Annotated in this window: 10 protein-coding genes; 6 read left to right on the top strand and 4 right to left on the bottom strand. The window is 37.3% G+C overall.

Annotated features, from left to right (window positions below; all coding sequences use genetic code 11):
* Positions 1–32 precede the first annotated feature (32 nt).
* Together MP478_RS18935 and MP478_RS18930 are read left to right on the top strand one after the other, a co-directional pair.
* Positions 33–785: a murein L,D-transpeptidase catalytic domain family protein gene (locus tag MP478_RS18935; RefSeq protein WP_257201328.1), complete on the top strand. Its 753-nt coding sequence runs from the start codon at positions 33–35 to the stop codon at positions 783–785.
* A 159-nt stretch (positions 786–944) separates the two neighbouring features.
* On the top strand, positions 945–1,367 hold the full coding sequence (locus MP478_RS18930) for a hypothetical protein (RefSeq protein WP_257190306.1): 423 nt from the start codon (positions 945–947) through the stop codon (positions 1,365–1,367).
* A gap of 99 nt (positions 1,368–1,466) precedes the next feature.
* Here MP478_RS18930 and fabF read toward each other — a convergent pair whose 3' ends face one another.
* From fabF to MP478_RS18910, 4 genes are all read right to left on the bottom strand, one after another.
* Positions 1,467–2,708, bottom strand: a complete 1,242-nt coding sequence (fabF, locus tag MP478_RS18925; protein ID WP_257190307.1) for a beta-ketoacyl-ACP synthase II — start codon at positions 2,706–2,708, stop codon at positions 1,467–1,469.
* Between the two features lie 201 nt (positions 2,709–2,909).
* Positions 2,910–4,178 carry an acetyl-CoA C-acetyltransferase gene (locus MP478_RS18920; RefSeq protein WP_257201327.1) on the bottom strand — a complete coding sequence of 423 codons (1,269 nt, stop codon included), beginning with the start codon at positions 4,176–4,178 and terminating at the stop codon, positions 2,910–2,912.
* A 10-nt stretch (positions 4,179–4,188) separates the two neighbouring features.
* Positions 4,189–4,794, bottom strand: coding sequence for a TetR/AcrR family transcriptional regulator (locus tag MP478_RS18915; protein ID WP_257201326.1), 606 nt, complete (start codon positions 4,792–4,794; stop codon positions 4,189–4,191).
* A gap of 114 nt (positions 4,795–4,908) precedes the next feature.
* Positions 4,909–5,328 (bottom strand): OsmC family protein, encoded by a 420-nt coding sequence (locus tag MP478_RS18910; protein ID WP_230033632.1) that lies wholly within the window; start codon positions 5,326–5,328, stop codon positions 4,909–4,911.
* A 203-nt stretch (positions 5,329–5,531) separates the two neighbouring features.
* Here MP478_RS18910 and MP478_RS18905 point away from each other — a divergent pair, with 203 nt between their 5' ends.
* From MP478_RS18905 to MP478_RS18890, 4 genes are all read left to right on the top strand, one after another.
* Positions 5,532–6,410 (top strand): AraC family transcriptional regulator, encoded by an 879-nt coding sequence (locus MP478_RS18905; RefSeq protein ID WP_230033636.1) that lies wholly within the window; start codon positions 5,532–5,534, stop codon positions 6,408–6,410.
* Between the two features lie 379 nt (positions 6,411–6,789).
* Positions 6,790–9,747 carry a SusC/RagA family TonB-linked outer membrane protein gene (locus MP478_RS18900; protein WP_230033645.1) on the top strand — a complete coding sequence of 986 codons (2,958 nt, stop codon included), beginning with the start codon at positions 6,790–6,792 and terminating at the stop codon, positions 9,745–9,747.
* Positions 9,748–9,757: 10 nt separating this feature from the next.
* Positions 9,758–11,383 carry a SusD/RagB family nutrient-binding outer membrane lipoprotein gene (locus MP478_RS18895; protein ID WP_230033647.1) on the top strand — a complete coding sequence of 542 codons (1,626 nt, stop codon included), beginning with the start codon at positions 9,758–9,760 and terminating at the stop codon, positions 11,381–11,383.
* Positions 11,384–11,548: 165 nt separating this feature from the next.
* Positions 11,549–12,841: an MFS transporter gene (locus MP478_RS18890; protein ID WP_257201325.1), complete on the top strand. Its 1,293-nt coding sequence runs from the start codon at positions 11,549–11,551 to the stop codon at positions 12,839–12,841.
* Positions 12,842–12,850 lie beyond the last annotated feature (9 nt).

The raw sequence follows: 12,850 nt of genomic DNA, 5'->3' as shown, positions 1-12,850 counted from the left end.
GCCCCACTAATTTGGAATTAATATATTATTGAATGAAAGGATTTTATGGCCTGATCGGCCTTGTATACATGGTAACGACTTCATTCTATCTTTCTCCAAGACTGGCGGTAAAGAATGAAAACGGTATTACGACAAAAACTGAAAAAGTAACTGACATGAAATCTGAGAAGAAGGCAGCTGCATCTTCATCAGAGGTATTATACCAATCAATTGCATTTGACCCGGAACATGAATTAAACTATGAAGTGTTCTCAAAAGCATTGACGGGATTTGAAAATTTAAAGAAAGCGGGATTGCTTACTGAGGAGTCGCATTTATTAACAATCTGTGATTTTTCTATGTCCTCCAATACAAAAAGACTTTGGGTAATTGATCTTAATGACAAGAAAGTGCTGTTCAACTCACTGGTTGCTCACGGAAAAAATACAGGTGAAGAATTTGCGACGAATTTTTCTAACAGGGAAAGTTCGTTGCAGAGCAGCCTGGGATTTTATATCACGGATGCAACATATCAAGGGGACAACGGATATTCTCTTAAATTGTTAGGAATGGATAAAGGCTTTAATGATGCAGCATACAGAAGAGCAATTGTACTGCACGGTGCCAATTATGTAAGTGATGACTTTGCTGCAATGCATAAGAGAATTGGAAGAAGCTGGGGTTGCCCTGCTGTTCCTAAAGAACTTACACAGTCTATCATCAACAGTATAAAAGGGAGAAATCTTCTGTTCATTTACTATCCTGATCAGAATTACCTTTCCTCCTCAGAATGGTTAAAAGCATAAGAGAAAAGCAGTCAATTTTGACTGCTTTTTTTATCAATTTCCGTGAAATCTTCCGGGTATGAAAATTATGTAGGGACTTCCTGTTTTATGTAAGAAATGGTTGTTTTTATTTTTAAATAATTAAATTTATCAAAGCCAACTATGTAAGTATTGACGAATATGAATGCAGAGCACGAAAATAACCTCGATATAAACCTGACTTCGGAAATTTTCACAGAATTTATTCCCGCTGTAAGGCTTTTGAATAATGCCGATGGCTCATGTACATTCGAAAAAGGGAAAATGCCCAGCCTGAAACTTATACCCACTACAGGATTTTGGTTCAGTACGAGAACCGAAGAATGGGAGAAAAATGCACATGTTGCTCCCCGAAAACAGTACGTTATTACAATCAAAGGAAATATAAGATTTAAAGTAAGTGATGGTTCAACATTTATGATTGAACCGGGAATTGTTCTTTTAGCAGAAGATCTTAAAGGAGACGGACACAGTTGGGAGATGGTAGAGAGTAATGAATGGGAAAGGCTCTATATCCCAATGACAGAGAGTATTGAAGATTTTTTTATTCCGGATCCAAAGTAATAATCTCTTATGTGGTAATCTACCCAATCTGCAATAAAAAAACAAAATCCCCTGCATTATTATCATGTAGGGGATTTTAAAATTATTTTTAGTTGAAGGCTAGCTGAATTTCTTAAATACAACAGTTGCATTGTGACCTCCAAATCCAAAGGCATTACTTAGTGCAAAGTTGATTTCCTTTTCTTTTGCCTCTCCGAAAACAATATTGATATCCCTCGGAATATTTTCATCAATACTATGAAGGTTGATGGTTGGAGGTATAATACCATTTTGAATAGCCTTAATAGAAAGAATAGCTTCAACAGCTCCCGCAGCACCCAATAAATGTCCGGTCATTGATTTAGTAGCGCTGATATCAAGGTTTTTACTTCCTTTAAATGCATTGTTGATTGCTTTCAATTCAACAAGATCTCCCAATGGAGTGGAAGTTGCGTGGGGGTTGATATAGTTGATATCTTCCATATTGATACCGGCCTCTTTCACTGCCAGTTGCATTGCTTTGATAGCTCCGGCTCCTTCAGGATGAGGGGCTGTCATGTGATAAGCATCTGCAGTCATCGCTGCTCCTGCCAGTTCTGCATAGATTTTGGCTCCTCTGGCTTTTGCATGCTCATATTCTTCAAGAACCAAAGCTCCTGCGCCTTCACCCATTACAAAACCGTCTCTTTCCGCATCATAGGGACGGCTGGCTGTAGCAAAGTCATCATTTCTTGTAGACATCGCTTTCATCGTAGAGAAACCACCAATAGAAGCTGGCGAAATAGCTGCTTCAGATCCTCCGCTGATGATCACTTTTGCTTTTCCGAGACGGATATAATTAAATGCATCCATTAATGCTGTGTTTCCTGTAGCACAAGCAGAAATAGTGGTGTAATTAATCCCCTGAAGCCCATATTTCATGGAAATCATTCCCGATGCCATATTGGCAATGAACTTAGGGACAAAAAATGGATTGAAACGCGGTGTACCATCACCTTGAGCAAAATCCATCACCTCTTTTTCAAAGGTCCACATACCGCCTTGTCCTGTACCCCAGATTACTCCGGTATCAAAAGGGTCCATTTTTTCAAGCTCCAAACCTGAATCCTGAATAGCTTCTGAGGATGCATACAGAGCATACTGTGTAAACAGATCGCTTCTTTTGATTTCGTTATGGTTCAGGTAAGCTTTCGGATCAAAATTCTTAACCTCACAGGCAAAGTGTACCTTAAACTTTTCAGTATCGAAATGAGTGATTAATCCAGCACCGCTAACCCCGTTAATACTGTTTTGCCAAAATTCTTCGACATTATTTCCTAAAGGCGTCACGGCGCCTAATCCTGTAATGACAACTCTTTTCATATCTAGTTACTAATTTTAAATAGGCAAAATCTCTATAGACTACTATCAATGTATCTACAGTCTGTTTTGCTTCTTTATTGTATCAATTTAGTTTTAACCTGCAATATTATCAATTTTCTTTCGCTATACACGAATATTTAGACATATTATTTGTGGCATAGCAAAAGAATTTTTGCCGTTAAAAACTCTTTTATTATATTGTTACTTTTCTAAGATCATTGTGATGCCCTGCCCACGGGCAGCGCAGATAGAAATAAATCCTTTTCCGCTTCCCTTTTCATTAAGAAGTTTGGCCAATGTGGCAATAATTCTCCCACCGGTTGCTGCAAACGGATGCGCTGCTGCAAGGCTTCCTCCTTTCACATTCAGTTTATTCCTGTCAATCTTTCCTAAAGACTTTTCTAAGCCGAACTTTTTAGCAAGCTCATCATCTTCCCAGATTTTTATAGTGGCTAATACCTGAGCGGCAAAAGCTTCATGAATTTCATAATAATCAAAATCTTCAAGGCCTATCCCGGCTTTTTTAAGCATCCTTTCTGCTGCAAAAACAGGAGCTAAAAGTAGATTCTGTTTAGTGTCAACATATTCTATCCCTGCCAACTCTGAAAAAGTAATATAGGCTAAAATTGGAAGATGATTGGCTTTGGCCCATTCTTCACTGGCCAGCAAAATGGCGGAGGCTCCATCGGTAAAAGGAGTGGAGTTTCCGGCTGTTAGAGTGCCATTTTGCTTATCAAAAGCTGGTTTTAGCTGAGAAAGTTTTTCCAGGCTGGTATCACGGCGAAGATTATTGTCTTTATCCAAACCAAAAGCTGGAGTAATCATATCATCAAAAAATCCTTCGTCATAAGCTTTTGTCATATTTTGATGGCTTTTAAATGCCAGCTCATCCTGTTCCTCTCTGGAAATTTGATAATATTTGGCCGTAATTTCTGTGTGTTCACCCATAACAAGCCCTGTTTTGGGTTCCTGTCCTTTATAGGGAACAGGCATCCAGTCTTTCAGTTTTGGGCTTAGCAGGTGTTTCAGTTTCCCGAATGCAGATTTTTCTTTATTGGCTTTTAAGAGTGCTTTTCTTAATCTGTCAGAAGACTCAAAAGGAATATTACTCATAGCTTCTACACCACAGGCAATACCGCTTTCTATTTGACCAAGAGCAATTTTATTTCCGATATAAATGGCAGCTTCAATCCCGGTATCACAAGCCTGTTGAAGGTCACAAGCCGGAGTAGCAGGATCAAGAGAGGTATTCATGACGGATTCTCTGATGAGGTTACTTTCTGAAATATGTTTAATCACAGCACCACCGGCAACTTCTCCAAGAAGCTTACCTTTTAATCTGTAGCGGTCTATCAAACCATTGAGGGCAGCCAGTAAAAGATCCTGATTTCCCTGTTCTGTATAGGCTGTATTCATTCTGGCAAATGGGATTCTGTTGTATCCTACAATAGCCACTCTTTTTGTTTCCATATGGTGAAATTTATGATGGAAGAATAGTTAGTTCATGGTCAATCATGTGGGTGATTTTATCCAGGGCGTCATTCAGAAAACTTTGAGTACCCATGGTTTTTGAAAGCAGGATTCCACCTTCAATAAGCATAATAAATAGTGAAGCATATTTTTCAGCATCTACTTTCTCATTGATTTCTCCGTTTTTTTGGCCCTGTAAAATGACTGTTGATATTTTTGCCATCCATAGTTTAAAAGAATTTCTGACATAAGGCTTAAGAGCCGGAAAGGAGTCATCTGCTTCTGTTGCTGCATTCATCAGGGGGCAGCCTCCATTGGAAAAGACCGTCTTCCAGTTTTTTCGGTAAAACTCTACAAAAGCATGTAATTTCTCAGCTGACGTAGGATATTCATCCCCAAAAGAATAATTAATTGTTTTACTTAATAGTCCAGCATTGTATTTGTAAACTTCAATAGCCACTTCATCTTTATTTTCAAAATTTCCATAAATACTGCCTTTGGTAAGGCCGGTGGCCTCCGTAATATCCGATAGGGATGTAGAAATATAACCCTTTGTGTTAAATAAAGTTGCTGTTTTTTCGATGATGTGCTGTTTCGTTTTTGCTGCCTTCGACATATTGGTATAATCCTGAATACAAATATACAAAAATATACCACTCGGTATATTTTGTTTTAAGATTAAATCTGAGAATTTATAAGACTCAGATTTAATATATGATAAATTTGAATTTTACTGTTCTAAAGTAGCATTCAAAGTAATCTCAAAATTGAATGCGGCGCTTACAGGACATCCTTCTTCAGCAATTTTAGCATATTTCTGGAATTCTTCTTCAGAAATTCCCGGAACTTTAGCTGTTAAAGTCAACTCAGATTTTGTAATTTTCCCAATGTTTGGATCAAGAGTGATTACAGAAGTTGTTTTAAGCTCTTCAGGATTGTAGCCGGCTTGTGAAAGTTCTGCGTCTAGCTTCATCGTAAAACATCCTGCGTGAGCTGCGGCCAGTAATTCTTCAGGGTTTGTTCCCACGCCATCAGCAAAACGGCTGTTGAAAGAATATTGAGTCTGGTTTAAAGTAGTACTTTGTGTTGTTAAATGTCCTTTACCTTCTTTGATAGTACCGTTCCAAACGGCTGTTGCGTTACGTCTCATAATGTTTGTTTTTTATTTTAATACTAATTGTTTTTGATGTTACAAAGAAAGGATTAATTATTTAAACAGTGCTGTATTGTGATATCGGAACTATTTTACGAATAAAAAAAATCAAAAATATATTTTTACATTGATATTATTTTATCACTTTTACAAAGATTTGTACTACACCCTTATTGCTTAATTATTTTCAAAACTGCTGCATGAGTGAATTAGAAAATATTTTGAGAGAAATAACTCCACTCTCTCCGGAAGACAGTTTTCTTGTATTCGACAGGATCAAGGCTTCCTTTGATTTTCCCTATCACTATCATCCCGAAATTGAAATCAATTTTATCTATAAAGGAAAAGGATATCGAAGAATGGTAGGAGACCATACCGGGGAAATTGGTAATATCGAATTGGTACTTATAGGTCCCAATTTGCCGCATTGTTGGGCAAATCATAATTGTAAGAACAGGAAAACGCACGAGATTACCATACAGTTTAATCAGGATTTCTTTAGCCAGTCTTTAATGCAAAAAAATATCCTGAAACCCATCAGTAACCTGGTAAAGGATTCCATCAGAGGAATTCTTTTTTCTACTGAGACAGCTGAAAAACTAAAGGACTCGTTTCTTAACCTGTCAAAAATGAACAGCTTTGAATCTTTTATAGAAATGATGAAGATCCTTAATGAACTGGCAATTGCGGAAGATAAAACGTTTTTATCCTCTTACAGCATAGAGCTTGAAAGTTTCGCGGATAATGATAAAATGAAGATTGTTCATGATTTTGTTCACAAAAATTTTGAAAATAAAATAACTCTGGATGATGTCGCTTCCCTTATCAATATGAGTAATGTTACTTTTAACAGGTTTATTAAAAAGAGGACAGGGAAAACTTTTGTTAATTACCTTAATGAAATAAGAATCAGCTATGCTGCCCGCTGGCTGATGGAAAAAAATCTTACCGTTTTTGAAATCGCTTTTGAGGCAGGGTTTAATAATATTGCCAATTTTAATAAAGTCTTTAAATCTATTAAGAAAACAACTCCTACAGAGTTTAAAGAGCAGTTTAAGGGAGTTAAAAAAATTGAATAGTCTATTAAAACTTAATAAAATACTTTATCAGAGATCCGGATTTGATTATCGGATCTTTTTTTTAAATAAAAAATGAAATAAATTCTCTTTAATTACATGCTTTCAGAGTATTGTATATTGTTGTAAATCACTTATTTGTGATAGGAATTTAAAATTGTATGAAAGAATAATATCGTTTTATGACAAAATAGTATTATATCGGACTGCCAACAAAATTTAGATTTGCTAATATGAATTAAATCTTAACAAAACTTTAAATTATTTAATACATAAAGAGCATTTTATTGCTTAAAAAATAAAAGAATTTTGTATTAAACACTAAGGAACTATTTAAAGGGATGTGATTGATTTTCAAATAAATCTAACTAATCTAAACCTTATGAGAAAAGCAGTTATACCGGTTCTATTAGTTTTTTCCTTTTTTGCAAGCGCACAGGAGAAAAAAGCAGCCGACACCACGAAGGCAACCGATATTCAGGAGGTCGTTGTCACTTCTTTGGGGATAAAAAGACAGGCTCGGTCTCTTACTTACTCCAGCCAGCAGATTGGTGGAGATGAGCTTACAGAAGTGAAAACTCCCAATCTTTTAAATTCTATCAATGGGAAAGTTTCTAACGTGCAGATCAATAGAACAAACGGAGTAGGAAGTTCTGTAAGGGTGATTATGAGGGGGAATAAGTCCGTTTCTAACAGCCAGCCATTGTATGTAATCGATGGGATTCCTATTATTAACGGATCAGGGAAATCTGCGGATATAAGCCAGTATTCCAATATGCCGGATCCCGGAGATGTATTGAGCTCGATTAATCCGGACGATATTGAAAGTATCAATTTCTTAAAAGGGGCTTCTGCGTCAGCATTGTATGGTTCTGCAGGAGGGAATGGAGCCATATTGATTACCACAAGAAAAGGAAAAATAGGAAGGAGTTCTATCTCTTATAGCACCAGCTTAACTGTAGAACGCGCATACAGTCTTCCAAAACTGCAGCACAGCTATTTATCTTATGATCCATCTGTATCTGGCCAGGTTCCGGGGGATAATATTGAGAGTTGGGGTGCAAAAGGAGGTTCCAAGGATTACCTTAAAGATTTCTTACAAACAGGAACGACATGGGTTAACAGCCTTTCTTTTCAGTCAGGAAATGAAAAATCAACCAACTACTTTTCTATTGGAAATACAACTAATAAAGGAGTTATTCCAATGTCATATTTTGATCAGTATAACATCTCTTTCAGAAACTCAAGCAAGTTCTTGGATGATAAATTAACATTGGATGCTAACTTCATAGGCTCTTTACAGGATTCTAAAAACAGACAAACTCCTGGGGCTTCTTTTTCACCGTTGGTAAGTTTATATTGGTTGCCGAGAGGAGTGGATTTTGATCAGTATGGGCCAGATAATTATTCCTATTTAAATAAAAGCAGGCTATTACCTGCACAAAACTGGTGGGAGGTAAAACCTGACGGAGCCTTTAAAGGGAATCCGGAAACACAGAATCCCTATTGGATTTTAAACAGAAATCAGGTAGCAGTTAAAAATAAAAATGCATACAGTGCAGTTACGTTATCTTATGAAATCAATCCATGGTTGACGGCAAGGGTAAGAGGAAACTATAGCTGGAATAGTTCGGATAGCCAGCGTGATATTTCTGCATTTTCAGCACCAAGTTTGTTGGCTGGAGGTGAAAATGGAAGAATTCTTAAGAATGTATATGAAAATTCTTCTACCTACGGCGATGTTTTGCTTATCGGTAGCCCGAAGTTAAGTGAATCTATTTCTTTGGACTTTACGATAGGAGGAAGTGTAAATTCTACCAGTAATAAAGTAACACAGGTTGATAATGCTTACTTGGCAAATCCAAATTTGTTTGCATTAAACAACCTGCAATGGAACGTAGACAGAAGTCCAGGGGATGGATACCACAATATTTATTGGAACCTAAAGAAACAGGTTCGATCAGTTTTTGCAAGTGCTTCTGTAGGATATAAAAATATGTTCTATATTGATATGACCTTTAGAAACGATTGGGATTCTACTTTGGCATTAACCGGAAGAAGTGGGTTTGACTACGAATCTATAGGTGCTAATGCTATATTATCTTCAGTTTTTAAGCTTCCGGAAATATTTAATTTCTGGAAAGTAAGGGCTTCTTATGCCAGTGTGGGGTTGGGGTTACCAGCGAATATATCTAATGCAATGGTTGCTTATTATAATGCCTATTCTTATGGAGTAGATGCAGGAACTATTGTATATCCAAAAAGTTCGTTTGTTACCGACAGAGCAGAACTGATACCAAAACCGGAACTTAATAAAACATTTGAGGCAGGAACGGAACTAAGAATGCTTAATAACAGGTTAAATTTTGATATTACCTATTATAATTCCAATGCTACCAATCAATTGTTAGAGACCACGATAGGTTCTAACTTTGGAGGAATTCCATCAGGTTCGTATTACATTAATGCCGGAAAGATACGCAATACAGGTTTTGAATCATCCGTATCATACAAAGTGTTTAATACAGAAAAATTTGGTTGGACAACTACATTAAATGCTTCAGCAAACAAAAATGAAATTGTTGAATTATTTCCATCAAGTTTACCTATTTCAGAAAAACAGCTTTTCTCACTAACAGGAGGAGGAGATTTTACAAAGCTTAGGCTGGGAGGGTCTTTTGGAGATCTTTATGGAGTTAAATTCCAAAGAGATGATCAAGGCCGTGTTTTAGTAGATGCCAATGGAGTTCCATTAGGCACTACAGGAGATCCGCAATATTTAGGTAATCCAAATCCCAAATTTATTCTAGGGTTTAATAACTCTTTTAATATTGGTAAACTGGGAATATCTTTCCTTATTGATGGTAAATTTGGAGGTAAAGTATTATCTCTTACGGAGAAAGCAAATGATTTGTATGGTGTAAGCCAGACTACTGCTGATGCAAGAGATGCCGGAGGAGTGTCTATCCCGAATGCTGTTTATGCTCCGGGAACACCTTTGGCAGGACAAGCCTATACTGGAATAACCGATCCAAAAGCTTACTATAAAAGAACCGGAGGTGCCGGAGGTATGGGCACCGGAATTGATGAAGCCTATATGTACAATGCTACAACAGTTCGTCTGCGTCAGGCATCTATTTCATATACTTTTGATATTAATACAAAATATATGAGAAATGCTACCGTAAGTTTGGTGGGAACTAATCTGTTCTTCTTCTATAAAAAAGCACCATTTGATCCTGAACAGGTATCCGGAAATACACCGGGGGGAGTGGGAGTTGATTCATTCGGACTTCCTATTACACGATCTATCGGACTATCATTAAAGGCTAACTTCTAATTTAACGAAAATGAAATTCAATAATATTAAAACATTGGCATTCGGAGCAATAGTATTGTTTTCCGTTTCAGGATGTGGTGATCTAGATCAATATAACCAGGAAAAGCTGGGAGATCCTGAAAACTTTTATGCAGATTATAATGCGGTTGTAAATCCTCTGAAATCCATTCAAAGAGGTCTGCAATCAGATTATCAGCTGTATCCCAATCTGAGTGCAGATATGTTCAGTGGCATGTTCAGTACGGCAACTCAGTTTAATGGGGGAAAAAATAATATGTCCTACTTTATGATGGATGGGTGGAATAATAGGATTATTGCAAGACAACAGGATATTTTTAATTATTCTATCATCATTGACAATGCTGCTAAAAATTTCTACCCGGATGTAGACTTTACCGCTACATTTGCGGTTAAAAAAATATTAAAAGTATTCACTGCTGCAAGAGTATCAGATAACCATGGCCCGGTAGTATACAGTAAATATGAAACACCGAATGCTAACGGAGTAACCGATTTTGACTCCCAGCAGGATGCATACCAATATTTTATCAATGACCTTAGTGCGGCTATTATTAATTTGCAGAAAGTACAGAATATGCCTGCTGGAGAAAATGAAGGAGATAAATCTGCACTGAAAAGAGCAGACTTGGTGTTTAATGGAAATATTGGCCAATGGGCAAAATTTGCAAACTCTCTTAAGTTGAGATTAGCTATGAGAATGAGCTATGCCGATCCTGCAAAGTCAAAGCAATATGCTGAAGAAGCGCTTGCATCATCTGCAGGATTGATTACTGATAATGCTGATAATGCCTTGATCAGTGTAGGACAATCTGAATTGAGTTTTATCATCTACTCTTGGGGAGATTGTTTGATAGGAGCTCCTTTAATGGCCTATATGAACGGGTATAATGACCCAAGGCTGCCTGCATATGCAATTCCTGCAACAGACAGCCAGGTTCAGGGAAAATATATCGGAATTCGTCAGGGAATAGATTTGTTAAATGGAAAAACTACTTACGGAGGCTTTTCTCAGCCACAGGCAAAATCAGCTAATGGAGATTATTTCTCCGGAACAAATGGAAAACTTAAATTATTTACTGCTGCGGAAGGTTGGTTCCTGAAGGCTGAAGCTGCTTTGAGAGGTTATGCAGGCGCTGGAGATGCCCAAACCAATTATGAAAGCGGTGTAAAACAATCTTTTGGAGAATGGGGTAAAAGTGCAGATGTAGCAGCTTATCTTACCAACACGACGGCTACCGAAGCGCCTTATATTGACCCTAAGAATGCTGCCAACAACATCAATATCGGAGATACTCAGCTGAGCACCATTACCATTGCCTGGAACAATGCTGATTCTCCTGAAAGAAAATTAGAAAGAATTATTACCCAAAAATGGTTATCCCTTTATCCCAACGGACCTGAAGCATGGGCTGAACAAAGAAGAACGGGTTACCCTATTTTGTTCAAAATCAGACAAAATGATAGTGGCGGACTGATCAGTACAGAGGCAATGATCCGAAGAATTCCTTTCACTACAGATACAAAAACGTCTCTTTATAATTATCAACAGGCTTCACAAATGCTTAATGGACCAGATAATGGAGGAACAAAATTATGGTGGGATAAGAAATTATAATTAATCAGAATCATTTATATACAGAGGCATCTCAAAAAATCAGGTTGTACCTGAGTATTCATTTCAAGGAGAGGAGAATCTCCGATAATTTATTCTTCTATAGTTTCGTTTTAAGTCGGAATGAAATTTTGAGATGTCCTCTTTTTCTTAGAATCTTATTTTAATATGGGAAAAAACAACTCTGAACCCCGTTCAATACAACCCATCCTTTGGATATCCACATTATATTTTGCAATGGGAGTACCCTTTGTAACCATTAATGCAGTTTCCGGGATTATGTATAAAGATATGGGAGTTTCAGATGCCCAAATTACATTTTGGACAGCTCTTGTTATGTTCTCATGGACGTTGAAGCCTCTTTGGAGTCCTTTTCTGGAGATCTATAAAACCAAAAAATTCTTTGTTGTGGTTACCCAGTTTGCGATAGGAATTTTATTTGCTTTGGTGGCATTAAGCCTTCCTTTGCCGGATTTTTTCAAATACAGTATTGCTCTTTTTGCGGTTATTGCCTTTTGTGGAGCTACTCATGATGTGGTAGCAGACGGAACCTATATCAGTTTCCTGACCAATAAAGAGCAGGCAAAATATATAGGCTGGCAGGGAGCTTTTTACAATCTGGCCAAAATTATCAGCAGTGGGGCATTAGTTTATTTTGCAGGAGTTTTAGAAAAAACAAAAGGGGTAACCCATGCATGGATGATCATTATGGTGATTTATGCTTTATTGTTTTTTGTATTAGCCATATATCACTACCTGATCCTTCCAAAAGAAACCAAAGAAGTATCAGAGGAAGATAAAAAAACAGCAGGAAATGTCCGTAAAGAATTGCTGGAAGTTATTACTTCCTTTTTTACAAAGAAGAATATCCTATGGTCTGTACTGTTCATTATTTTGTACCGTTTTGCTGAAGGATTTGCTATAAAAATTGCTCCGTTATTTTTTAAAGCACCAAGATCTTCAGGAGGATTAGGATTATCAACATCAGATATTGGACTTATTTATGGAACGTATGGTTCTGCAGCATTTATTTTAGGATCTGTACTGGCAGGCTATTTTATTTCAGCCCGCGGATTGAAAAGATCATTGATATGGCTATGCTCGGCATTCAATATTCCATTTATAGTCTATGCCTTATTAGCATACTACCAGCCTGCAGACCTCTTACCGGTAGGAATTGCGGTGGTGGTGGAGTATTTTGGATACGGCTTTGGATTTGTGGGACTTATGCTGTATATGATGCAGCAGATTGCCCCGGGGAAACATAAAACTGCCCATTATGCATTTGCAACGGGGATTATGAATCTTGGGGTGATGATTCCGGGAATGTTCAGTGGGATGATCAGCGACTGGATAGGATATAAAATGTTTTTTATCTGGGTACTGGTGGCCACTATTCCGGCATTTCTTGTCACATTATGGGTGCCGTTCCCGTATTCGGAAAATCAAAAAGAACAATAAATCAATTAG

This window comes from Chryseobacterium sp. WG14, assembly GCF_024586945.1.
In the GTDB taxonomy this organism is placed as follows: domain Bacteria; phylum Bacteroidota; class Bacteroidia; order Flavobacteriales; family Weeksellaceae; genus Chryseobacterium.
The sequence above is the reverse complement of the archived record's forward strand: the minus strand, read 5'-3'. Positions and strand labels throughout refer to the sequence as shown.